The organism is Candidatus Kaistella beijingensis, assembly GCF_020084865.1.
Taxonomy (GTDB): Bacteria; Bacteroidota; Bacteroidia; order Flavobacteriales; family Weeksellaceae; genus Kaistella; species Kaistella beijingensis.
The window spans coordinates 1,618,372-1,643,699 of record NZ_CP071953.1; the positions used below are offsets into that span (position 1 = coordinate 1,618,372).

The window sequence follows — 25,328 nt, forward strand, 5'->3', positions numbered from 1 at the left end:
GTATTTTCTTTTTGTATTTTTGAGGAATGGAAATCACCACTTTAATCATCGGTATAATCATCGGCGTCGTTCTCGGTGCTCTTCTTTTATATTTTATTTTAAAATCGGGAAATGTCCCTCGAAAAGATTTCGATGAACTCAATCAAAGCTATATCAAAGTAAATTCTGATTTACAAAATTCTAATTTGAGAATCAGCGAGTTGAACGATTCTGTTCAAAAAGAAAAAGATATTAATTTTCAGCAGACGGAGATTTTAAATCAATTAAAGACTGAGATTGCGAAAATTTCTGCGGAAAATACTTCTCAAAACCAAAAGATTTCAGAACAGCAGGAAATCAACTTCAACCAAACTTCAGAAATCAAAAATCTTCAGGAAGAGAAGCAAAGTTTAATTGCCTTGAAAGCTCAACTTTCAGCACAAAACAAAAGTTTGCAGGAAAGATTTGATGAACAGAAAGAAGAAATCATCAAACTTCAGGAAGCTGCAAAGAATGAATTTAAAATTTTAGCCAATGAAATTTTAGAGGAAAAAACCAAAAAATTCACCGAGACCAATAAAGAAAACCTCGATTTGCTTTTAAAACCACTTGGCGAAAATCTTGAAAGCTTCAAGAAAAGAGTGAATGAAGTGTATGATAACGAAGCCCGCGAAAGACATTCCTTGAATTCCACCATTAAATTGATGATGGAGCAAACCAGCAAAGTGAGTCAGGAGGCGAATAATTTGGCGACCGCTTTGAAAGGACAAACCAAAACGCAGGGAGATTGGGGAGAAATGATTTTGGAACGGATTCTTGAAGATTCTGGCTTAACAAAAGACCGGGAATATTTCACCCAATTCAACATTAAAAATGAAAATGGTGAAAACCAACGTCCCGATTTTGTATTAAAACTCCCAGGAAATCAATTGGTTATCATTGATTCTAAAGTTTCTTTGAATGCTTATGAAAGAATGGTTTCCGCTGAAAACGAAGAAGATCGAAAAATGAATCTTCAACTTCACATCGCGGCAGTAAAAAAACACATCGACACTCTTGCACAAAAAAGATACGATAACTTGAAGGACGCATTGGATTTCACGATTATGTTTATTCCCGTGGAACCTGCTTTTTTAACTGCGGTTCAATATGACCAAAATCTTTGGAATTATGCCTATCAAAAGCATATCATTCTTTTAAGTCCGACCAATTTGATTGCCTATTTAAAATTGATTTCAGACGTTTGGAAAAGGGCAGACCAAAACCGAAATGCGGAAGAAATCGCAAGACAAGCCGGAGCTTTGTTTGATAAATTCGAAGGATTTGTTTCTGATTTAATAAAAATCGGTAAGAAAATGGACGATGCAAAAGGCGATTACGAAAATGCCATGAAAAAACTTTCCACAGGAAGAGGAAATCTCGTTGGAAGCGTGCAGAGAATCAAACAATTGGGAGCTTCAACAAAGAAAAATCTTCCTGAAACATTACTTGAAAGAGCAAATGACCAATCGGAAATCAGTTTGTTTGACGATGAAAACCAAAACACCGAAAACGAATGATGATCATCGAAAGCACACAAAACGATAAAATAAAATATTTAACCCGATTAATTACGGACAACCGTTTCAGAAAAAAATCAGGTGTTTTCGTCGTGGAAGGTAAACAGGAAAATGAGAGAGCAACCCAATTCGGTTTTGAATTGGTTGAATCTTTTATTTGCGAAAGTATTTTTAATGATGATTTCCCGAAAGGAAAAATCAATTTGGTTTCAGAAAAGATTTACGAAAAAATTGCGTATCGTGGAACTTCTGAAGGAATTATAGGGATTTTTAAGGCGAAGGATTCCAATCTCAATAAATTCAAACCAAAAGAAAACTCTTCGCTCATCATCGTTGAAGGCGTAGAAAAACCCGGAAATTTGGGTGCAATTCTAAGAAGTTCTGAAGCGTTTGGAATTGATGCGTTGATTGTAACTGATGCAAAAGTAGATTTCTATAATCCCAACGTCATTCGTTCGAGCGTTGGCTGTTTGTTTGGAATGAATATCTTTGCAGCTACGAATGAAGAAACATTTCAATTTTTAAGTGAAAATAATTTCAACATTTATTCCACCTTTATGGATGAAAGCGCAGAAGATCTATTTAAGAAAGACTTTAAAGTAAAATCCGCCGTCATTTTCGGAACCGAACATTCGGGAATCAGTGATTTTTGGTTAGAAAAATCTAAGAATATTTTAATTCCAATGGCGGGAACGATTGATTCTTTGAATTTAAGCAATGCGGTTGCCATTAGTTGTTACGAAATTTTACGTCAAAAGATGACATAAAAAAACCGCTTCTCATAGAGAAACGGTTGTTTTTTCAAAGTTGTTACTAATTATTTAGTAGCTTCTTTTACTGCATCTTTAGCATCTTTAGCAGCATCGTTAGCAGCATCAGCAGCTCCTTTAGCAGCATCAGCAGCTCCTTTAGCAGCGTCTTTTGCAACTTCACCAGCAGCAGCAGTAGTAGCAGCAGCAGCATCTTTAGCAGCGTCAACAGTTACAGCAGCAGCAGAATCAACAACAGCAGCAGCAGAATCAGCTACAACAGCAGCAGAATCAGTAGCAGCAACAGCAGCAGAATCAGCAGCGTTTGCAGTTTCAACAGTTTCAGTTTTTTTACAAGCTACAAGAGCTACAGCAGCGATAGCAGCTACGAAGAATGACTTTTTCATAATAAATTAAATTTAATTGTTTTGTTATTTTAAAATTTCGATTGTTCTGTTCATTCATTTGAACGGGACAAAGGTATAGCGAGAAAAAAATTTGTTTCGGAAAATTAATTGTAATATATTTGTAAAATTATTTTACAAATAATGATTATTGAAAATCAATAAATTACACAAAATTTAGCAATTGAGCGATTTAGATTTATTACACTTCGAACAGCTAAAAAATGAGGTTCAGACCCAATATTTAGAAAACCACACCCCTTCTCATGATGATATTTCAAGATGGAAGGGAATCGATATCATTTATTTCCAGGAAGATTTAAGGAAAATTGCCAAAGGCAACATTTCTGAAAAATCGTTTTACACTTATTTTAAAAACTCACCCGTTACCAAACTTCCACGAATTGATATGCTGAACATTTTGAGTGTTTATGCAGGTTACGTGTCTTGGTACGACTTTAAAAAGAACCATCTTTTTGCAGACGAAATCTTAAAGGAAGGTGATGATTTAGATGAAAATGAAGTGGAGGAATTAGAAAAAACTGCTGAAAATTCTCCTGTAGAAGAAGCTAAAATTCCAACATCGGAAATTTCACCAAAAACAGAAGAAAAAGCATTCGAAACAACAACGGTAAATTCTGATTTACAAATTTCAGCTACTGATAATCAAACTATTAAGCAAAGTAACGGAAATTTATCAACCTACGATACTTCTGAACAAAAATCAACTTTTTCTATTGTAAAAAAATACCTTTGGTTGGGAATTTCGGGCGTTTTGGCAGTAATTGTTGGACTTTTAGGTTTTAAGGATGAATTGTTCAGCAAAAAATTCTACTACAGTTTTATTGATGCGGATCGTAATTCAAAAATCAATGCTGAACTACAGGTTCAGATTCTAAAGGAAAATGAATCTCCTATTTTATACGTGGCGAAACCAAACGAACCATTTGTTTATACGACAAAATCTAAGAATTTGACCATGGTGGTTTCGTCTCCTTATTATAGAACCGACACCATTCAAAGAAATTTAGAAACCGCTCCCGAAGCTGAAAACATTGAACTTAAACCGAATGATTATGCGATTATGCTTTTCTATTATTCCAAATCCATAAAAGATTTGAAGAAAAAACGGGAAAGTTTGAATTACTTAATCAGCGACAACGCCTTAATTTATCAGGTCTATGACAACGAAACTTACGGTGTTGAAACCATGGATAAACAGCGGTACATCAATCTTGTCACTTTGCCTTCAACCTCTCTTGAAAACTTAGAAGTAATTGAAACCAAAAACGATTTATCAGGCAAAATAAATATGATTAAATTTAAAATCACGACCAATGAAAAAAAATAGCCTCCTCTTAATATTGTTTTCATTTCTCCTGATTCTTGCCTCATGCAAAAAAGAAACAATCGAAATGTCTGACCTTCAGAAAGTTAGAAACAATAATAACAAAAAATCGTATCCAGTCACCAAAATGGATAGCGCTCAAGCAATTTCGTTTATCACGAAACAGAAAATTCAGGAGCTTTTGGACCTGTCAACGCTTTACACTTCAGGAAATCGCGACACCGAAATAGATTCCGTGATTTATGCGCAAATGAAAAGTTATTTTATAGAGAAAGATTCTGAAAAATTAGCACCCATTTTAAAACAGCTTGACAGCTTTAAAGTAAAAACCGCAAAAGTTGGAAATATCGCAGTTACAAAGGAAATCAAAGGAAACGACACTTTAGATTTTGCAAAATTCAGCGTGGAATATTTTGACCGAAAAGATAAATCGATTGGTGTTTTTGAGAAAAATGCGCAATATATGTTGAAACTTTCTCCTGTAAAATTCAAGAAAGAATTTAAATTTTATTTTGTGGATTTCGACGTGATGCCTCCAAAAGACAGTACTTCGGTGGGAGTTACCAAATAATCCAGAGGAATATCTCCTTCCCAAACGTCATCTATATCTTCGTTGGGTGTAAAAAATCCTATTCCAATTCGCAGCGAATTAGAATTGATATTTGAAAAGAAACCATCGTAATAACCTTTTCCGTAACCAACTCTATTCCCTTGATTATCACAATATAACAAAGGCGTAACCACAAAATCGTAGTTTTTTTCGCCTGAGTCTTCATTACTTTTGGGTTCTTCAATTCCCCACGAACTTTTAATTAATGGAGTATCTTTCGTGATTTCAACCGAAATCAATTTTTTCTGATAAATCTTTGGAACAAAAACTCTGATATGATGCTCAAAAAAATAATTAATGAACAAATTCGTATCCACTTCGCTCATTTCGGAAACAGACAAAAAGCAATGAACTTTTTGATTTTCAACTGGTTTAAATTGTAAAATAAATTTTTCGAAAATTTTTTGGGAAAAAGACAAAACCTCATCTTGCGACAAGGTTTCACGTTTTTGTAGGTATTTTTTTCTTAATTCGACCTTCTTCATTTTATGAAATTACTTTGTACAATTTATCCGACAAACGAACTCTGAATGGAAGTGGCAATGTAATTTGGTCACCGACTTTTGCAGTTTCAGTTTGATTTCCGTTTGCAAAAATTTCTGTAATCAAAATTTCCTGATTCCCTGTTGTTGGTCCTGAAATCAAAACTTTATCACCTAAAGAAAGTCCATTTTTTTCAATTAAAAATTGGGCGATTTTTGATCTTGTAAAATAATGTTCCGCTTTTCCAATCAATTCTTTTTTAATTTTAATTTTCTGACGGATATCTTTGGTGTCTGCTTTTGCTAAAGCTTTATTAGGAATTGAATCTCCTGAATGTTTAAATTTCAGTGCATCGGATTTTCCTTTTCTGAAAATCTTATTTCCAACCTGCAAACCTTTTCTTAACTTAACTTGCTCTTCTACAGGCAAATGAATAATTTCTTGACATTCGTTTGAACAACAGTTTTCCATTGCCGCTTTACAGTCATCACATTGAATGAACAGTAAATGACAAGCGTCGTTTGCGCAATTCGTGTGATTGTCGCAAGGTTTTCCGCATTGGTGACATTGCGAAATAATATCGTCGGTAATTCTTTCTCCTAAACGGTGATCGAACACGAAATTCTTTCCGATAAATTTGCTTTCAATGCCTTCTTCCTTGATTTGTCGGGTATATTCAATAATTCCACCTTCCAATTGATAGACGTTTTTAAATCCTTGATGTTTAAAATAAGCACTCGCTTTTTCACAACGAATTCCACCTGTGCAATACATCAAAAGATTTTTATCTTCTTTATGGTTTTGCAATTGTTCATTGATAATTGGCAAACTTTCACGAAAATTTTCAACGTCGGGAGTAATCGCTCCTTCAAAATGACCGACTTCACTTTCGTAATGATTTCTAAAATCTACTACAATCGTATTCGGATCTTCCAACAGATTATTAAATTCCTTCGCTTTTAGGTGAATTCCTTTATTGGTAACATCGAATGTTTCGTCATTCAAACCATCGGCAACAATTTTATTTCGAACTTTAATGGTTAACTTTAAAAACGAATGGTTGTCTTGTTCTACAGCAACATTCAAACGAATCCCCTTCATGAAATCATACTTTTCCAACGTATCGCGAAAAGCCTCGAAATTATCCGCAGGAACACTCATTTGAGCGTTAATTCCTTCGTGTGCAACGTAGATACGACCGAGTGCATCGAGTGCGTTCCAGGCTATAAAAAGTTCGTCGCGAAATTGTTTGGGATCTTGAATTTTGGCGTACGCATAGAAAGATAAAGTAAGCCGTTCTTTTCCGGCCTCATCGATGAGTCGAGCTCTCTCTTCTGCGCTTAAGGTGTTGTACAGTTGCATGCTATAAACGTTTTAAGTGAGAAAATTTTTGCAAAGATAATGATTTCTCGATGAGTAATTAGTAATGAGCAATGAGTAATATCAGTACTCCGAATAAATATACTTCAAAATATTCCTATCAACTTCTGTAAACGGAACTTTCCGTCTCGCCATCGCCAGTTCAGCGACTTCGTAGGCTTTTTCAAGTTTGAATTTTTCGTCGCCTTTCATTCCGCCCCAGGAAAAATTCTCGATGAGATTTGGCGGGAAACCGCTTTTGAAAATATTGGCGGCAACTCCTACAACCGTTCCTGTATTGAACTGAGTATTAATCGCTGTTTTAGAATGATCGCCCATAATTAACCCCGCAAATTGCAAACCTGTATTTGCGAATCTTTTGGTTCGGTAATTCCACAATTTTACGGAGGCGTAATTGTTTTTCAAGTTCGAGGAATTGGTATCTGCACCGAGATTACACCATTCTCCAATCACGGAATTTCCTACAAATCCATCGTGACCTTTATTGGAATATCCAAAAATCACAATATTATTCACTTCTCCGCCAACTTTGCAATGTGGACCAATTGTCGTTGCTCCATAAATTTTTGCCCCTAAATTAAATTTCGAATCTTCACAAAGTGCGATCGGACCTCGAAGATTGCATCCTTCCATTAATTCCGCATTTTTGCCGATGTAGATTTTTCCTGTTTTTGTATTTAAAGTCGAAAATTCAATAGTTGCACCTTCTTCGATAAATAAATCTTCCCTATTCCCTAAAAATCCGTTGGTTGCTGAAAGTTCTTGAGAAGCTCTTCCTTTCGTTAAAAGTTCAAAATCAAAATCAATTGCTTTTTCGTTAAAGGAAAATAAATCTGTAGGTTGTTTGAACAGCAGAAGTTCCTCATGAATGTCCGTCATTTTCTCAATTTGGTTCAGAGAAAAATTATCCATATCGACTTTTGCCGCGAGTAATTCGTTTTCAAAAACCAATGCTTCACCCAATTTTAGATCTTTAATTTGATTTAGAACGTTTTCATTCGGTAAAAAATTCGGAACAATGAAAAGGCTTTCTTTTTTTTCAGGTTTTGGGAATTTTTCCTGCAAAAAATCTTCGGTGAGATATGAGATTTCTGAAGTTTCCAGAAGTTTCTGCCATCTTTCGGAAAAAGTGAGAATTCCGCAACGCATTTCTGCAACGGGTCTTGTGAAAGTAAGCGGTAAAAAATCTTCCCAGAATTGGGCATCGGAAAAAACGAGTTGCATAGCAAAAGGTTGAGGTTAGGGTTGAGTTTCGAAATTTTCTTTTCCACTTCCCTCAAGGGAGGAAAATTTCGACCAAATTTACAATAAAAAAAGTCTTTCAGAAACCCGAAAGACTTTAATTATCGTTAAAATTCGTCAATTATTTTGCGAATTTTTTGTACTTGTTCATGAATTTGTCAACTCTACCTGCAGTGTCAACCAATTTCACTTTTCCTGTGTAGAAAGGGTGAGACGTTGAAGAGATTTCCATTTTGATCAATGGGTAAGTTGCTCCTTCGAATTCGATGGTGTCTTTAGTTTCTGCGGTAGATTTGCAAAGAAACATCTCGTCGTTACTCATATCTTTGAATACGACTAATCTATAATTTTCTGGGTGAATTCCGTTTTTCATAACTAAATCTTATTTAAATATTTTATACAAAATTCGCTTCGAAATGAGTAATGGATTTTTCTCTGCTGAATTTTAGGTTGCAAAAGTACAAATATTTTTTAAAACTACAAATGGAAAACCAATAATTTGAAAATTTTATCGTTCGACAATTTTAATTAAATTTGGAATCTCTATATATTTCTATATCAAATGAATAAATTTAAACTTATACTCGGCTTTTCTTTTTGGTTTTTGTTAACGGCGGTTGCGTGTAACAGGGATGAAATTAACTTTGAAATGCCTTCGCAACTGTTGAGATTTTCTTCGGATACCGTTTTTTGCGACACCGTTTATAACCAAGTTCGTTCGGAAACTTATGCCGTTAAAATTTACAATGATGAAGATAAAGATGTGATGATTCCCAAAATTTCTCTGGAAAAAGGAGCTGCTTCTCTTTATAGAATTAATGTCGATGGAAAAGCTGGAACCGACTTCAACAATATTCCATTGAGAAAAAAGGACAGTCTTTATATTTTCGTGGAAATTGCGCCGATTGCCAATGCACCTGAAGCGATTGCAGAAGATCGAGTGAATGTAGAAACACCTGCAGGAAAGCAGCACGTAACTTTATTTTCGGTTGTTCAGGACGCAGAATTTTTTATTGAAACCAAAACCAATCCTAATATTTTAGCCAACAATACTTCTTGGGAAAACAGTAAAGCGAAAATCATTTTCGGGAATTTGACTGTGGCAGAAGGGAAAAGTTTAACTATTCAACCTGGAACGAAAGTATATTTCCATAAAAACAGCGGCTTGAAAATTTCTAAAAATTCGACTTTAACCGCAACCGGAAGTTTAAACAACGAGGTTATTTTCCGTGGGGACAGAAACGACACTAGATACGACACCATCCCAAAAAACTGGAACGGGATTTCTGCCGACGAAAACGCCATCGTTAATTTAGATTATACCAAAATTTTTGGCGGAACCAGAGGTTTGGAACTCAAAAAAGCCAATGCAACCATCAATAATTCCATTTTTCATACTCATCAGGAATTTGGAATTTATGCGGTAAATTCAATTGTAACGGCAAAAAATTTGGTAATGAACAATTGTGGTGAAGCTGATTTTGGAATTTTCAAAGGTGGAACTTACAACATCATCCACTCTACTTTTGCGAATTACTGGAATTTTAATGCCGCACTTCCCGGATTGGGAATTTATGCAGCCAACGAATATCAAAACGGGACTACAACGGAACAAGGAGCTTTAAGTTTGAGTATTAAAAATTCAATAATTTACGGTGACAAGGAAAATTCGATTGTTTTTAAACCAACTTCTGGGCAGACTTTCAATGCAACTTTCCAAAATTGTTTGTTGAAATACGGAACTGGTTCAAGCTACGCAATTGATGCAGGCTCTATTAAAAACCAAGACCCAAAATTTCAAAATTATTTCACTCATAAAATGAATTTGAGGGTTAAAGACGATTCGCCTGCAAAAGGAAAAGGGAATGTTACTGTTGCAGCTTCCGTTCCAACGGATATTGTTGGAGTTTCAAGAACAGCTTCTCCTACGATCGGAGCTTATCAATAGTTGATGAATAGTTTCTAAAAATCTCAACATGAAAAAAATCCATTTTTGGCTGCTGCTGATTTTTGTTTCCATAGGTTACACTAATTCAGCACAAATAAAGGATGAAATACCCCTTCACGAAACGTTTCCTCTTTTTTCAAAACAGGTGGGCGAAAAAAGAATCATCAATGTTTGGACTCCGCCTGAATATGCACAAAGCAAAGATTCTCTCGCCGTTTTATACATGGCAGATGGCGGAATTCAAGAAGATTTCCCGCACATCGCAAACACGATTGCAGAATTGGTAAAAGCAAAAAAAATTCAGCCAATCATTTTAGTCGGAATTGAAAACACGGTTAGAAGAAGAGATTTAACGCCATTTACCGAAATAGAAGAAGACAAAAAAGTAGCTCCCATTGTTGGCGGTTCTGAAAATTTCAGAAAATTTATCAAAGACGAGTTAATTCCACATATCAATAAACATTACCGAACTTCCAAAAGAAAAGGAATTATCGGCGAATCGCTTTCGGGACTTTTCGTAATGGAAACTTTTTTCACCACGCCATACTTATTTGATGATTATGTTGCGATGGATCCTTCACTTTGGTGGAACAATCATTATTTGGTAAGAACCGCGAAAGAATCTTTGTCAAAATTTCCTGAAACTGACAAAAAATTATGGTTTGCAGGTTCCAGCGCAAAAGATATTTTCAAACACACGCGCGAACTTGATGGAATTTTAAAGTCATTAAATCCTCCTCATCTGAAATGGAAATATTCCGACGAAAAGAAAGAAAAACACAACACCATTTTTAGAGCAACAAAGGAAAAAGCCTTGATTTGGACTTACAGCATAAGTAATGAGTAATAACAGATATTTTTAATAAAATTTCAGAGCAAATTTAGACGGATTGCTTCGCTATGCTCGCAATGACATGGAAATCACCAAACTACAAAACGAAGTTGATGAATGGATTAAAACTGTTGGAGTACGATATTTCAACGAATTGACCAATATGGCGATGTTGACCGAAGAAGTGGGAGAAGTTGCAAGAATCATCGCAAGAAGATATGGCGAACAAAGTGAGAAAGAAAGCGATAAATCCAAAGATTTAGGTGAGGAATTAGCAGATGTTCTCTTTGTAACTTTGTGTTTAGCGAATCAAACTGGAACGGATTTACAGCGCGCTTTCGACAAAAAAATGAAAATGAAAACGGAACGGGATAAAGAACGCCACCAAAACAATCAAAAGCTAAAGTAATAAGATATTTTGTAAACTTCCAGCATCCATCTTCCAGCATCCAACTTCCATCACCCCGCGAATGTTACTAAAAAAATCTACTTTAAAATCCAACCAAACCATAAAAATTTGCGGTTCGAAAAGTATTTCGAATCGTTTGCTGATTTTGAATCATCTTTTTGACAAGATCCTGATTGAAAACCTTTCCAACTCGCAGGATACAGAACTTCTGGAGAAAGCTTTAAACAGCGATTCGGAGATTATCGATATTCATCACGCTGGAACTGCGATGCGTTTTCTGACCTCCTATTTTGCCATTCAGGAAGGAAAAACTGTTGTATTAACAGGTTCAGAAAGAATGAAGCAAAGACCGATAAAGTTTTTGGTAGATGCTTTGAAAGAGTTGGGATCAGAAATTTCTTACCTTGAAGATGAAGGTTTTCCGCCTTTGAAAATCACAGGAAAAAAGCTCGAAAAATCTTCACTAACTATTCCTGCCAATATTTCAAGTCAGTTTATATCATCCTTAATGTTGATTGGCGGAAAATTGGCAAACGGTTTGAAAATCAATCTTGAAGGAGAAATAACCTCACGTCCCTATTTGGAAATGACGCTGAAAATCTTAAGAAATGTAGGAATTTCAACCAATTGGGAAGGAAATATAATTCAAATTTTACCCGACATTCAATCCGAAAAATCTTCACAACTCACCAAATTTGTGGTTGAAAGTGATTGGAGTTCGGCTTCTTATTTCTATTCCTTGGCTGCAATTGGTCGTGAATACATAAATTTGAAGAGCTTTCGGCAATATTCGCTGCAGGGAGATTCTGTCCTAAAAGAAATTTATTGGAATTTCTTCGGCGTGAATACGATTTCGGAGGCTGCCGAAAACAAAATTTCCCTGTTACCTGAACCGTATTTCGATTTTCCAGAAAAAATTTCTTTGGATATGAATGACTGTCCGGATATTGCGCAAACGCTTTGTGTGACGGCAACTGCACTAAACATTCCGTTTACGATTACTGGTCTGCAAACTTTAAAAGTAAAGGAAACCGATCGGCTTTTGGCTTTAAAAAATGAACTTTTCAAAATTGGCTGTATTGCGGAAATTACCGATGATTCAATAAAGTCGGTAAAGTTTTTTGCGCCTAACGAAAACATTTCCATTGAAACTTATAACGACCACCGAATGGCGATGAGTTTTGCTCCATTTTGCTTGGTTAAAGAATTAAATATTGAAAATGAAGGAGTTGTAGAAAAATCCTATCCTGAATTCTGGGAAGATTTAAAAAAAATAGCAATTGAAGAATGAATTCTGAGACAAAAAAAATCATCATCATCACGGGAACTTCCACAGGAATTGGCTTTACTTTAGCTGAATTTTTTGGAGAAAAAGGGCACAAAGTTTTCGGATTGAGCAGAAAAAATGTGGATTCCAAATTTTTTACGACCATTCCAACCGATATCACTGATAATGCCCAAGTGCAAAATGCGATTTCTAAAATTTTAGAAACCGAAAAAAGAATCGATATCCTCATCAACAACGCCGGAATGGGAATGGTTGGTTCGGTGGAAGATTCGTCGCAGGAAGAGATTTTAAGACTGTTCAATTTGAATTTGGTGGGTTCCGTGCAAATGATGAGCGCTGTTTTGCCAAAAATGCGTGAACAGAAATCGGGAAAAATCATCAATATTTCGAGTATCGGTTCGGAAATGGGACTTCCGTTTCGTGGGTTTTATTCCGCCTCGAAATCGGCTTTAGATAAAGTTACAGAAGCAATCCGTTACGAGGTTTCCCCTTGGAAAATTGATGTTTGCGCTTTACATTTAGGCGACATTAAAACTAAAATTGCCGAAAACAGGGTTCAAACCAAAGTTTCGGCACCTTATCAAAAAACTTTCGAAAAAATTTATTCCGTTATGAATTCCCATGTTGATGACGGAACGGAACCTTCGGAAGTTGCCAATTACATAGAGAAACTTTTAACCAAAAAATCTTGGAAAGCCCATTACTATTTCGGGAAATTCGGGCAGAAAATCGGCGTTCCTTTAAAATGGATTTTGCCGCAGAATTTTTATGAAAATTTGATGAGGAAATACAGTAAAATCGATTGATATACTTTAACTTCTAAGGGATTTTGTAATCTTACCCAACAGAAATTAAATGTATATTTGTATTAATAGAAAAAAATCAGGTATGAAATCAATATTTAGTTTAGCTTTTTTATCCGTTATGCTTTTCGCAGAGGCACAGCAAATTAGCGTGAGCGATGTCGCAAGAAATATTAAGTTCAACAAGACCATAAACGAAATCAATAATGGTAAACAAAAAATAAGTTATTCAGATATTCAGGGTATTCCGTACTACACCAAAGGTTTTGTAAACGCAAGAGTTGGTGATACTTCAAGTTGGGTTCCAATCCGTTACAATTCTTTTTTGGATACCATAGAAATTCTTGATAAACTGGAAGTTTACGAAATCCCAAAAGAACAATCATATCCGAAATTCACGCTTGAAAAGACCAATGAGAAGTTAGTTTTGCTGAATACAGGTGATCAATATGCGGGTTATTTCTTTGAGCTTTCTGATGGTAAATATAGAATTTTGAGGAAGGTAATTACAAAATTTTATGACGCGGTTCCTGCACCAAATTCATTAATTTCAGGCACTCCTGCAAGGTTTGAGATGGAGAGACCCATTTATTTTATTAAAACGGAAAACGGAATGGTAAGAGTTCCAAAAAACGTCAAAGAGTTACCTGCCTTGTTCCCAGAAAAGAAGGATGAATTGAATAATTTTCTTAAATCCAACAAAATCAAACTTAATTCGGAAGAAGATTTATTAAAACTCGGCGTTTTGTTAAACCAATAATTCCACGTAACACAGAAAAAGCACATTCACCAACAGAATGTGTTTTTTTTTAAGAATTTACTTAAAACAATTCCCTCGCTACTTTTTTGATATTATCGCTCTTCCCCATCGAATAAAAATGCAGCACCGGAACGCCGAAATCCAAAAGTTCCCTGCATTGCGCAATCGCCCATTCAATACCGATTTGTTTCACTGCGGTGTTGTCTTTCGCTTTTGTAATTTCAGAAATTAAGTCTTCCGGTAAATCAATTTTAAAGGTTTTCGGAAGCATTGAAAGATGTCCCTTCGTCGCAATAGGCTTAATTCCCGGAATAATTGGAACATTAATGCCAATTTCTCGTGCCTGTTTCACAAATTCAATGTATTTTTTATTGTCAAAAAACATTTGAGTCACCACATAATCTGCACCTGCATCTACTTTTTCCTTCAATTTTTGCAAATCGTATTTCATAGATGGTGCTTCAATATGTTTTTCAGGATAACCTGCAACACCAATACAAAAACGATTGTCATCCGCACAATTGATATCTCCGCTTAAATATTTTCCTCGTCCCAAATCGTTGATGTGTTTCACCAAATCAACAGCATATTTATGTCCGCCTTCCGTTGGAACAAAATGATTTTCGCCTTTCATAGCATCGCCACGAAGAGCAACTATATTATCAATTCCCAAATAAAGACAATCCACCAAAAGATATTCGGTTTCCTCCTTCGTAAAACCGCCACACAAAACGTGCGGAACCGTATCCACATCATATTTATGCTGAATTGAAGCACAAATTCCCAAAGTTCCTGGACGCATTCTTGTGATTTTGCGCTCCATCAAACCATTTCCCTTTTCGATATAGACGTATTCTTCGCGAGAGGTCGTCACGTCAATAAATGGTGGTTTGAATTCCATCAAAGGGTCAATATTTTTGTATAAATCTTCAATTCCTGTCCCTTTTGTCGGCGGAATTACTTCAATTGAAAACAAAGTTTTTCCGTTTGAGTTTTTTATGTGTTCTGTGATTTTCATTTTATTATCTTTAAACACGGTGACATTGAGTAGCGCACTGTGTTCACTGAGTTTTTTAAATTTCTCTGTGTATTCTATGTGTCTCTGTGGTTAATCCGCCAAATTCGGCGCCAACCATTTTCTTGCGAAATCCTCGTCAACTCCCTTTCTTTCAGCATAATCTTTCAATTGATCTTCCGATATTTTTCCAACACCGAAATATTTTGCTTTGGGATTTCCAAAGTAATATCCGGAAACTGCTGCTGTTGGGAACATTGCCAAACTTTCGGTAAGCTCTAGACCAATATTTTCCTTCACTTTTAACAAATCCCAAATCGATAATTTTTCCAAATGATCGGGACACGCAGGATAACCTGGAGCAGGGCGAATTCCTAAATATTTTTCAGCGATTAAGGCTTCATTGTCTAAAATTTCATCTTCGGCATAACCCCAAAATTCTGTACGAACTTTATGGTGTAGATATTCTGCAAATGCTTCTGCCAATCTATCAGAAAGGGCTTTTGCAAGAATTCCGTTGTAATCATCGTGATCTTCTTTGAATGTACTCACCATCTCATCGGTTCCAAAACCTGTCGTTACTGCGAAACAACCGATATAATCTTGTTTTCCGCTTTCTTTTGGTGCAATAAAATCCGACAATGCGAGATAATCCTTTCCAGCCGATCTTTTCAACTGTTGACGAAGGGTATGAAACGTTGAAATCACATTTCCATTTTCATCATAAACTTCGATATCATCTTGGTTTGTAGCATTTGCAGGAAAAATTCCGAAAATGGCTTTTCCAGTCAATAATTTTTCGTCTAAAATTTTATTGAGCATCTTTTTGGCGTCATTATAGACTTCTGTTGCCTGTTCTCCAACGATTTCGTCGGTCAAAATATCAGGAAATTTTCCGTGTAATTCCCAACTTCTGAAAAACGGCGACCAATCCATAAAAGGCAATAATTCTCTTAAATCCTGGTTTTCAATAATTTGAATTCCTAATTTTTTTGGCCTGAAAATGTCTTCTTTTTCCCAATTAATATTGAATTTTTGGGCTCTCGCTTCCTCAATCGGGACATATTCTTTTTCCACTTGTCTGCTCAAAAATTTCTCACGGAAATCGTCGTATTCTAATTTTAAATCAATTTGATACTGTTCAGAATTTCTGTCCAACAACTGCGAAACCACACCTACAGCACGAGAAGCGTCATTAATATGAACAACCGTATGGGAATATTTTGGCGAAATCTTCACAGCAGTATGCGCTTTGGAAGTTGTTGCACCGCCGATTAACAAAGGAAATTTTAAATTTTTTCTTTCCAATTCCGCCGCAACGTGAACCATTTCATCCAGACTCGGTGTAATTAATCCACTCAAACCAATCGCATCCACCTTTTCATCAATCGCGGTCTGAATAATTTTTTCTGCAGGAACCATCACTCCCAAATCCACGATTTCATAATTGTTGCAGCCTAAAACTACCGCCACAATATTTTTACCAATATCGTGAACATCACCTTTTACGGTCGCCATCAACACTTTCCCATTGGCTTTTTGGGTTTGGTCTTTTTCGGCTTCAATGAAGGGTTGCAAATAAGCCACCGCTTTTTTCATCACTCTAGCCGATTTTACCACCTGCGGAAGGAACATTTTTCCACTTCCGAAAAGATCACCAACAACGCCCATTCCTGTCATCAAATTGCCTTCAATCACATCTAAAGGTCTGGAAGTTTGTGTTCTGGCTTCTTCTACATCTTCAATAATGAAGCGGTCAATGCCTTTTACCAAAGCGTCCGTAATTCGGTCTTGCAAAGGTTGTCTTCTCCAAGCCAAATCTTCAACCACTTCTTTTTTGGTGGATTTTACTCTTTCGGAATATTCTAAAAGCCTTTCTGTGGCGTCATCTCTTCTATCCAACATTACATCTTCCACCAACTCCAATAAATCTTTTGGAATTTCGTCGTAAACTTCCAACATTGTTGGGTTTACAATACCCATATTCATCCCCGCTTTTATGGCATGATAAAGGAAAACGGAATGCATCGCCTCGCGAACGCTGTCATTCCCACGGAACGAAAACGAAACATTGGAAACACCGCCCGAAACCGAAACATTCGGAAGATTTTCGCGAACCCATTTTGTGGCTTCAATGAAATCTAATGCATTTCTGCGGTGCTCCTCCATTCCTGTCGCAACGGGAAAAATATTCAAATCAAAAATGATATCTTCTGATGGAAAGCCCACTTTATTCACCAAAATATCATAGGAACGCTTGCAAATTTCTATTCTGCGGTCGTAATTATCGGCTTGTCCTTCTTCATCAAAAGCCATTACAATTACGGCTGCACCATATCTTTTTATTTTCTTGGCGTGGTCGATAAATTCTTCTTCACCTTCCTTCAAACTGATGGAATTGACCACACATTTTCCCTGAACAACCTGCAATCCTGCCTCCAAAATTTCCCATTTTGAAGAGTCAATCATAATCGGAATTCGTGCAATATCAGGTTCTGAGGCGATTAAATTAAGGAACTTAACCATCGCTGATTTTCCGTCCAACAGTCCGTCATCAAAGTTTACATCTAAAATTTGTGCTCCTCCATCAACCTGATGTCGCGCAATCTCTAATGCTTCCGAAAATTTTTCTTCTTTAATGAGGCGAAGAAATTTTTTGGAACCCGCAACATTAGTTCGTTCCCCGACGTTGATGAAGTTGGATTCGGGAGTTATAATTAAAGGTTCAAGACCTGAAAGTTTTAAATATTTCATATTTTTAATGTAACAATTTGAAAATGTACCAATGTACCAATCTCATTGATTGGTAAATTGTTAGATTGATACATTGTTATGTTGATTAATTTTCCTCGGGTTATATCCCTTCACCAATTCCGCAATTGCTTTAATATGCGGCGGTGTTGTTCCGCAACAACCACCAACAATGTTGATTAAACCTTTTTCGGCATATTCACGAATTTGTTCTGCCATAAATTCTGGTGATTCGTCGTATTGACCAAAAGCATTTGGTAATCCAGCATTTGGATAAGCGGAAATATAGAAATCAGAATTATTGGCAACTTCTTCTAAATAAGGTGTCAGTTGTTTGGCTCCTAAAGCGCAATTAAACCCGACACTCAACAAATTCAAATGCGAAATGGAAATCAAAAATGCACCTGCTGTTTGTCCGCTCAAAGTTCTTCCGGAAGCATCGGTAATGGTACCCGAAACCATAATCGGAATCTGAATTTTTCTTTCTTCCTGAATTTCATCAATCGCGAACAGTGCGGCTTTTGCATTCAAAGTATCAAAAACAGTTTCAACCAATAAAATATCGGAACCGCCGTCTAAAAGTGCTTCTGCTTGTTGTTTGTAGGCAATTCTCAATTCATCAAAAGTAATCGCTCGGAAACCCGGGTCATTTACATCGGGAGAAAGAGAGGCAGTTTTGTTTGTCGGACCAATTGAACCTGCGACAAATCTTTGTACTTCAGGATTTTTGCCGGTGAATTCATCGCAGACTTTTCTGGCAATCTTTGCAGACTCAAAGTTCAGTTCGTACACCAAATCTTCCATATGATAATCCGCCATTGCAATGGTGGTTCCCGAAAATGTATTGGTTTCGATGATGTCTGCTCCTGCTTCCAAATATTTGGAATGAACTTCGGCAATCGCTTGTGGTTGAGTGAGAGAAAGCAGATCGTTGTTGCCTTTCAAAGGATGTTCCCAATCTTTAAATCGTTCGCCTCGATAATCTTCTTCCTGAAAATTGTAGCGTTGAAGCATTGTTCCCATCGCTCCGTCTAAAACGAGAATTCTTTCGTTGAGGGCTTTGTATAGTTTTTCGCTGTTTGTCATAGTTGAAATTTCGGGTTGCAAAATCACTAAATTTTCAGCCCATTTTCTAATTTTATAAAAGATTAATTATCAAGCGCTTGCTTTAAATCTGCAATAATATCTTCCACATTTTCTAAACCAACGGAACACCGCACCAATCCTGCGGTAATACCGACTTCATTTCTTTCTTCATCGGAAAGTTTGGAATGTGTTGTTGATGCAGGATGAGTCACAATCGTCCTCGTGTCTCCAAGATTGGCGGAAAGTGAACACATTTTTATTTTATTTAAAAAATTTCTGCCTCCTTCAATACCACCTTTTACTTCGAAAGCGACGATATTTCCGCCCAATTTCATTTGTTTTTTGGCGATTTCGTAACTTGGATGAGATTTCAAAAACGGATATTTTACCAATTCTACATTGGGATGATTTTCTAAAAACTCGGCTACTTTAAGAGCGTTTTCACAATGTTTTTCTACACGAATTGCCAAAGTTTCCAAACTTTTACTCAAAATCCACGCATTGAAAGGCGAAAGCGAAGGTCCGGTTAAACGGGAAAACGAATAAATTTCCTGAATTAAATCTTTTCTACCAACTGCAACTCCACCCAAAACTCGACCTTGACCATCAATTAATTTTGTCGCGGAATGCACCACAACATCGGCTCCATATTTTATTGGCTGCTGCAAATACGGTGTAGCAAAGCAATTATCGACGATGAAAATCAAGTTATGTTTCTTGGCCAAATTTCTGTAAAACTCTAGATCTAAAATTTCAATCGCAGGATTGGTTGGCGTTTCGAGATAGAGAATTTTGGTGTTGGGCTGAATTAAACTTTCAACATCAGCGGAATTTTCGGCTTTAAAATAAGTATAATCAATATTCCATTTTGGAAAATATTTGGTGAAAAGCGTGTGCGTGGAACCAAAAACCGACTGACAACTCACGATATGGTCGCCAGAATTGAGCAACGCTGAAAAGGTGGAATAAATCGCCGCCATTCCCGTAGCAAAGGCGTAACCGCTTTCTGCACCTTCCATTTTCACGATCTTGTCGATAAATTCCGTAACATTCGGATTGGAAAAACGGCTGTACAAATTTTTCTCTTTTTCTTCGGCAAAACTTGCGCGCATATCTTCCGCATCTTCAAACACAAAACTTGAAGTTAAGTATAAAGGTGTTGAATGTTCGTCAAACTGACTTCTTTCAGTTTGAGTTCTTATCGATAAAGTTTCTAAATTTTCGTTCATTTTTTTAAATTTTGGCTAAAGCCAATTGATTTTTGAATTTATTAAACGGACTAAAGTCCGTTCCTATTGATATTACTTATTCTCCGACAATCTCAAAATATCACCAAAAACTCCTCTCGCCGTCACTTTTGCGCCTGCTCCTGCTCCCATAATCACGATTGGATTTTCGCCATAGCTTTCCGTGTAAATTTCAAAAATGGAATCGGAACCTTTCAGTTGACCAAGTGCGGAACTTGCGGGAACGGAAATCAATTTCACATCGAGTTCACCTTTTTCTTGGTGTAAATCTCCGTGAAGGTCTCCCACAAAACGAAGAACGTGATTTTCAGGTTGCTCTTTTTTTAGCTTTTCAAAAACTTCATCCAATTCATTTAATCTTGAAATAAATTCAGTTTTTTCAACATCTTGTAAGCTTTCAGGAACTAAATTTTGAACATCAATATCCTCAAATTCATTGATTAAATCGAGTTCTCTTGCTAAAATCAACAATTTTCTTGCGACATCATTTCCCGATAAATCTTCGCGCGGATCAGGTTCGGTGAAACCTTTTTCCATCGCTTCTTTTAAAATGGTTGAGAACTTATCGCTTCGAACCGAAAAATTATTGAATATATAACTCAATGAACCTGAAAAAACACCTTTAATTCTCGTAATATTTTCACCAGATAAATGTAAAAGCTTGATAGTGTCGATTAACGGCAAACCTGCTCCAACATTGGTTTCATAAAGATATTTCTTGTTTTTCTTATTTAAAACATGTCGAAAATTACGGTATTCAGAAATGGGTAAAGTGTTGAAAATCTTGTTGGATGAAACCAAATCGAAACCGTTTTCTGCCAAAACAGAATAATTTTTCACAAAATCTTTACTGGCAGTATTATCAACAACAATCATATTTTCGAGTTGATTCTGTTGGGAGAAATTTATCAGTTCTTCAATATTTGAAGGTCTTTCTGCGGTGAGAACTTCGTCATTCCAATTTTTGGTAAAACCCGCTTTGTTCAACGCAATTTTTTTGGAATTGGCGACAGCGACAATTTTTAAATCTAATTTTTTGCGGTTTCTGATTTCTTCCGAACTTTCCAAAACCTGCTCTATCAAAGTTTTTCCAACATTTCCGTGTCCGATAATCGCCAAATGGACCGTTTTGGGTTTTGCAAATATTTCTGCTTCGATGATGTTTCTTGCTTTTTCATCCTGTGAAGAAGTCACCACGATATTTACTCGGTTTTCGCTTGCAACTTGATTCAGAATTAATGGAAAAACATTGTTTCTGGCGAGTTCAGATAAAATCTTATTGAAATCTTTCGCCACAAAGCCAAGAACAGAAACATTATTAATACTGTAAATCTGACTTACCTTCCCTGATTTTCTTTCCTTCTCAAACTCGTTAATCAGACAATTAACCGCATTTTCCGCATCAGTTTCATTCACCAAAACTGACAATCCATTTTCAATCGCCTGCTGAGAAATGACACCTACGCTGATTCTAGCAAATGTGAGCGCCTTGAAAATTCTGCCGTCAATTCCCACTTCGCCAAGAAAATCCTTGCCTTCGAATTTGATGATGGCTTTGTTTTTCAATAATTTTATTTCGTTTCTATTTTTCATTTTTACGTTATTATTTTACCTAAAATTTCATTTAATTGTTCATATTCCATTAAAAAAGCATCGTGCCCATGAATGGAATAGATTTCATGGTAGAAAGCATTTGATTTGTTTTTTATTAAATTTTCATGGCACTTTTTTATTTCAAAAGCGGGGAAAAACAAATCAGAATCAACTGCAACTAAATGGATGTTTGCATTAATATTTTTTAGTTCTTCTTGAGGTGCATCAATGTTTATCAACAAATGATTCATCAAATGATAAGCACTTAAACTAAATCTTTCGTTTAAAGATTTCCCATGAAAATTGAGCCAATCGTGTGATTTTAAAATTTCTCTTTCTTCATCAATTTCATTCTTGAAACGAAGATTTAACGATTCGGGTGTTCTGTAACAAAGCATCGCATGAATTCGGGCTTTTTGAACTGGTTCTTCCTTTTGAGTCAGCAAAAATTTTTGAACTAAACATTGGGAATGAAGCCAATCCGAAGTCTTGTAATCGCAAGCAATTGGAATGAAGTTTTCCGTCAAATCACTTTGAACTGCCAACATTTCCCAACCAATTGCGCCTCCTAAAGAACCGCCGATAATGGTATGAAGTTTTTCAATTTTTAATAACTTTAACCCTTCCAAGAAAATTTTCGCAATATCTTTAGACTTGAAATCCTCATAGTTTTCAAGCAAATTTCCATCAAAACCATTTCCCGGAATATTGAAACAGATGACTGTGAATTTGTTGGTATCAATGGTTTTGTTTTCGCCAAGCAAGGTTTTCCACCATCCATTTTCGCCTGAAACATTGGAGTTTCCTGTTAAAGCGTGATTCACCAAAACAATCGGCGCAGAAAATAAATCCTGTCCGAAAACTTGATACGACAAGTGAATGTCAAGCGTTTTGCCTGAAATCAGTTCAAAATTATAAAGGGTGATATGTTGTAGCGAAGTTTTCAATTTCCTTTAAAAATAAAAATTGAAAATGCTACCTAAAAGTGGTAAAAATAGTTCCTGTTATCTTCTTCGCCAAAGCGAATAGAATGTAGCACCTTCTTCGTTTCCGAAGGGTTGCCAAGGTTTCACAGAGTCTAGTCTCTCCACCTTTCTTGATAACATTTTCAATATGTAAATGAACAAATCTGACTGCAAATATAGAACAAATTTCGAATTTCCCAATATTTTGAAAAAAATAATATTTCATACTTTCGTATGAGAAAATCAAAAAATATGATGTCGGAAAAGGAAAGACTGCACGATGAAAATTGGAAAAAATGGGGTCCTTATGTGAGCAACAGACAATGGGGAACGGTGCGAGAAGACTACAGCCACAACGGAAATGCATGGGGTTACACCACTTATGACGAGGCAATGAGCAGAGCATATCGATGGAGTGAGGACGGAATTGCAGGAATTTGCGACAGTAAACAGCGACTTTGTTTTGCCTTTTCATTTTGGAATAAGAAGGACAAAATGATTAAGGAACGATTTTTCGGATTGAGCAATTATCAGGGAAATCATGGTGAAGATGTGAAGGAAATCTTTTATTATCTTGATAATACGCCGTCGCATTCTTATATGAAGATGGTTTACAAATATCCGATTGAAGCGTTTCCTTATGATGAAATTATTCAGAAAAATACTGAAAGAAGCAAATCAGAACCCGAATTTGAGATTGTAGATACGGGAATTTTTAACAACAATAATTACTTTGACATCTTCATCGAATACGCAAAAATCAACCACGATGATTTTCTAATTCGGGTAACTGCATTCAACAGAAGTAGTAAAAAAGCGTCTTTGGTGATTCTTCCAACGCTTTGGTTTAGAAATAATTGGAGATGGGGTTATGGAACGTACATTCCAAAACTAAAATCTTCGGTGAACGGAATTATTGATATTGAACATGATTCCATTCCCATGAAAAAATTGTACGCAAGAAATCAAAATACTACCGCCCTATTCTGCAATAATGAAACGAATCCTCAAGTGATTCCGAATATTGAAACAGATGCAGAATATTATAAAGACGGCATCAATAATTTCTTGGTTAAAGATGATGAAGACGCCATTAATCCTGAAAAATTCGGAACAAAAGCAAGTTTTTATATTGATGCGGAAATAGAGGCGGGTGAAAGTCAAATTTTTGATTTTAGGTTAAGTCCACACGAAATGCAAGATGCGTTTTTTGACTTCGACGAAATCTTCAGTTTAAGACAAAAAGAATCCGACGAATTCTATTCAGAAATTCAATGCGAAATCCAAGATGATGAAGAAAAAAACATTCAAAGACAGGCATTTGCAGGACTTTTATGGAATAAGCAATTCTACCACTATAATGTTTCAAAATGGTTGAAAGGCGACCCAAAATTTGTCGCTCCACGAAATTTCGACCATTACGTTCGAAATTCCGAGTGGGAACACATGCAGAACAAGGACATTATTTCTATGCCCGACAAATGGGAATATCCGTGGTTTGCAACTTGGGATTTAGCTTTTCATTGTGTTCCTTTTGCACTGATTGATTCGGAATTTGCAAAACATCAATTGAAATTGTTGACAAAAGAGTGGTATATCCATCCGAACGGACAACTTCCTGCGTATGAATGGGATTTCAGCGACGTGAATCCGCCTGTTCATGCATGGTCAACTTTCCGAGTTTTTAAAATTGATGAAAAAATTAACGGAAAACCTGATATTCCTTTTTTAGAAAGCGTTTTTCAAAAACTATTACTCAATTTTACTTGGTGGGTAAATAGAAAAGATAAAAACGGCAACAACGTTTTCGGTGGCGGATTTTTAGGATTGGATAACATAGGTGCTTTTGACCGAAATATGCAGTTCAAAAACGGCGACCATTTGGAACAAGCCGATGGAACCAGTTGGATGGCAATGTTTGCTTTAAACATGATGCGGATTTCGATGGAATTGGCGCTTTACAATCCTGTTTACGAAGATATGGCGATTAAATTTTTCGAGCATTATCTGTATATTGCAGAAGCCATGGAAAATATTGGGGAAACTAAAAACGGTTTATGGAACGAGGAAGACGGTTTTTTTTATGATTTGCTACAGTTAAACAATGGTGATTCTATTTCCTTAAAGTTAAGAAGTATCGTTGGTTTAATCCCCATGTTTGCTGTGGAAATTGTGGAACACGAGATGTTGGAAAAACTTCCGAATTTCACCGCTAGAATGGAATGGATTCTGAAAAATAAACCTGAACTCGCCAATCTTGTTTCGCATTGGGAAGTGGAAGGAAAAGGCGGAAAACATTTGATGAGCGTTCTAAGAAAAACTCGTCTTACAAGGATTTTAAAGAGAATGAGTGATCCGAATGAATTTCTTTCCGATTATGGAATTCGCTCTATGTCTAAAGTTTACGAAGACAAACCTTTCAAATTTTCTGTTGACGGGCAAGATTTTACCGTAAAATACACCCCTGCCGAAAGTGACAGCCGAATGTTTGGCGGAAACAGCAATTGGCGCGGACCGATTTGGTTCCCGATTAATTTCCTTATTGTTGAAAGTCTGCAACGTTTCCATTATTATTATGGTGAAAGTCTGCAAATAGATTATCCGACAGGAAGTGGCGAAATAAGAAATCTCGAATTTGTTGCAGATGATTTGAGTTACCGATTACGTTCGATTTTCATGAAGGACAAAGATGGAAACATGCCTTTTAATGGGGGAAATGAACTGTTGAACCATGATGAATTTTTTAAAAACTACATCATGTTTTACGAATATTTCAACGGCGATACAGGAATGGGAATCGGTGCATCGCATCAATGTGGATGGACCGCAACGGTCGCAAAACTGATCCAGCCGAGAATGTGATAAATTAAAAAAATG

At 36.2% G+C, this 25,328-nt stretch carries 22 protein-coding genes and 1 riboswitch; of the genes, 11 read left to right on the forward strand and 11 right to left on the reverse strand.

All coding sequences use genetic code 11. The features are described from left to right. Positions 1–26: 26 nt before the first annotated feature. Positions 27–1,538, forward strand: coding sequence for a DNA recombination protein RmuC (gene rmuC / locus J4771_RS07545; RefSeq protein ID WP_224134361.1), 1,512 nt, complete (start codon positions 27–29; stop codon positions 1,536–1,538). Beyond that, positions 1,538–2,305, forward strand: coding sequence for a TrmH family RNA methyltransferase (locus tag J4771_RS07550; protein ID WP_224137792.1), 768 nt, complete (start codon positions 1,538–1,540; stop codon positions 2,303–2,305). Before rmuC ends, J4771_RS07550 begins: the two co-directional genes overlap by 1 nt. A 50-nt stretch (positions 2,306–2,355) precedes the next feature. Here the strand turns inward: J4771_RS07550 and J4771_RS07555 are convergent, their stop codons facing one another. Continuing rightward, complete coding sequence (locus J4771_RS07555) at positions 2,356–2,694, reverse strand: hypothetical protein (protein WP_224134362.1); 339 nt, start codon at positions 2,692–2,694, stop codon at positions 2,356–2,358. 181 nt (positions 2,695–2,875) lie between these two features. On the opposite strand from J4771_RS07555, the gene J4771_RS07560 reads away from it, so the two are divergent. Together J4771_RS07560 and J4771_RS07565 are read left to right on the forward strand one after the other, a co-directional pair. Continuing rightward, a complete protein-coding gene (locus J4771_RS07560) occupies positions 2,876–4,042 on the forward strand; it encodes a hypothetical protein (RefSeq protein WP_224134363.1) in 1,167 nt (388 codons plus the stop codon). Positions 4,043–4,106: 64 nt separating this feature from the next. Next, positions 4,107–4,610 carry a hypothetical protein gene (locus tag J4771_RS07565; protein WP_224134364.1) on the forward strand — a complete coding sequence of 168 codons (504 nt, stop codon included), beginning with the start codon at positions 4,107–4,109 and terminating at the stop codon, positions 4,608–4,610. Here the strand turns inward: J4771_RS07565 and J4771_RS07570 are convergent. The 4 genes from J4771_RS07570 to J4771_RS07585 form a co-directional block, all read right to left on the reverse strand. Further along, positions 4,547–5,134: a 5-formyltetrahydrofolate cyclo-ligase gene (locus J4771_RS07570; protein ID WP_224134365.1), complete on the reverse strand. Its 588-nt coding sequence runs from the start codon at positions 5,132–5,134 to the stop codon at positions 4,547–4,549. The two genes, J4771_RS07565 and J4771_RS07570, sit on opposite strands and share 64 nt — an antisense overlap. A 1-nt stretch (position 5,135) precedes the next feature. After that, positions 5,136–6,494, reverse strand: coding sequence for an oxygen-dependent tRNA uridine(34) hydroxylase TrhO (gene trhO / locus J4771_RS07575; RefSeq protein WP_224134366.1), 1,359 nt, complete (start codon positions 6,492–6,494; stop codon positions 5,136–5,138). Positions 6,495–6,575: 81 nt separating this feature from the next. Further along, entirely contained in the window at positions 6,576–7,736 is a 1,161-nt protein-coding gene (locus J4771_RS07580) for a GlmU family protein (RefSeq protein ID WP_224134367.1), read from the reverse strand. Between the two features lie 139 nt (positions 7,737–7,875). Next, on the reverse strand, positions 7,876–8,127 hold the full coding sequence (locus J4771_RS07585) for a type B 50S ribosomal protein L31 (RefSeq protein WP_048499968.1): 252 nt from the start codon (positions 8,125–8,127) through the stop codon (positions 7,876–7,878). A gap of 189 nt (positions 8,128–8,316) precedes the next feature. Here J4771_RS07585 and J4771_RS07590 point away from each other — a divergent pair, with 189 nt between their 5' ends. From J4771_RS07590 to J4771_RS07615, 6 genes are all read left to right on the forward strand, one after another. Continuing rightward, the gene (locus tag J4771_RS07590) at positions 8,317–9,702 is read left to right on the forward strand and encodes a hypothetical protein (RefSeq protein ID WP_224134368.1); all 1,386 of its coding nucleotides are present in this window, start codon (positions 8,317–8,319) and stop codon (positions 9,700–9,702) included. Positions 9,703–9,730: 28 nt separating this feature from the next. Continuing rightward, on the forward strand, positions 9,731–10,549 hold the full coding sequence (locus tag J4771_RS07595) for an alpha/beta hydrolase (protein ID WP_224134369.1): 819 nt from the start codon (positions 9,731–9,733) through the stop codon (positions 10,547–10,549). A gap of 67 nt (positions 10,550–10,616) precedes the next feature. Then, the gene (locus tag J4771_RS07600) at positions 10,617–10,943 is read left to right on the forward strand and encodes a nucleotide pyrophosphohydrolase (RefSeq protein WP_224134370.1); all 327 of its coding nucleotides are present in this window, start codon (positions 10,617–10,619) and stop codon (positions 10,941–10,943) included. A 61-nt stretch (positions 10,944–11,004) separates the two neighbouring features. Beyond that, on the forward strand, positions 11,005–12,234 hold the full coding sequence (locus J4771_RS07605; protein WP_224134371.1) for a 3-phosphoshikimate 1-carboxyvinyltransferase: 1,230 nt from the start codon (positions 11,005–11,007) through the stop codon (positions 12,232–12,234). Then, positions 12,231–13,037 carry an SDR family oxidoreductase gene (locus J4771_RS07610; RefSeq protein WP_224134372.1) on the forward strand — a complete coding sequence of 269 codons (807 nt, stop codon included), beginning with the start codon at positions 12,231–12,233 and terminating at the stop codon, positions 13,035–13,037. Before J4771_RS07605 ends, J4771_RS07610 begins: the two co-directional genes overlap by 4 nt. 82 nt (positions 13,038–13,119) lie before the next feature. After that, positions 13,120–13,794, forward strand: coding sequence for a hypothetical protein (locus J4771_RS07615; RefSeq protein ID WP_224134373.1), 675 nt, complete (start codon positions 13,120–13,122; stop codon positions 13,792–13,794). A 61-nt stretch (positions 13,795–13,855) separates the two neighbouring features. Here the strand turns inward: J4771_RS07615 and metF are convergent, their stop codons facing one another. The 6 genes from metF to J4771_RS07645 form a co-directional block, all read right to left on the reverse strand. Next, positions 13,856–14,812 carry a methylenetetrahydrofolate reductase [NAD(P)H] gene (gene metF / locus J4771_RS07620; protein WP_224134374.1) on the reverse strand — a complete coding sequence of 319 codons (957 nt, stop codon included), beginning with the start codon at positions 14,810–14,812 and terminating at the stop codon, positions 13,856–13,858. Between the two features lie 90 nt (positions 14,813–14,902). Further along, positions 14,903–17,563, reverse strand: a complete 2,661-nt coding sequence (gene metH, locus J4771_RS07625; RefSeq protein WP_224134375.1) for a methionine synthase — start codon at positions 17,561–17,563, stop codon at positions 14,903–14,905. A gap of 60 nt (positions 17,564–17,623) precedes the next feature. Next, positions 17,624–18,646: a homocysteine S-methyltransferase family protein gene (locus tag J4771_RS07630; protein WP_224134376.1), complete on the reverse strand. Its 1,023-nt coding sequence runs from the start codon at positions 18,644–18,646 to the stop codon at positions 17,624–17,626. A 62-nt stretch (positions 18,647–18,708) separates the two neighbouring features. Then, positions 18,709–19,875, reverse strand: coding sequence for a trans-sulfuration enzyme family protein (locus tag J4771_RS07635; protein ID WP_224134377.1), 1,167 nt, complete (start codon positions 19,873–19,875; stop codon positions 18,709–18,711). Positions 19,876–19,947: 72 nt separating this feature from the next. Further along, complete coding sequence (locus J4771_RS07640) at positions 19,948–21,486, reverse strand: ACT domain-containing protein (protein WP_224134378.1); 1,539 nt, start codon at positions 21,484–21,486, stop codon at positions 19,948–19,950. 2 nt (positions 21,487–21,488) lie between these two features. Beyond that, entirely contained in the window at positions 21,489–22,433 is a 945-nt protein-coding gene (locus J4771_RS07645) for an alpha/beta fold hydrolase (protein WP_224134379.1), read from the reverse strand. Between the two features lie 54 nt (positions 22,434–22,487). Next, a riboswitch (SAM riboswitch) is annotated at positions 22,488–22,592 on the reverse strand. Positions 22,593–22,703: 111 nt separating this feature from the next. On the opposite strand from J4771_RS07645, the gene J4771_RS07650 reads away from it, so the two are divergent. Continuing rightward, entirely contained in the window at positions 22,704–25,313 is a 2,610-nt protein-coding gene (locus J4771_RS07650; protein WP_224137794.1) for an MGH1-like glycoside hydrolase domain-containing protein, read from the forward strand. Positions 25,314–25,328 lie beyond the last annotated feature (15 nt).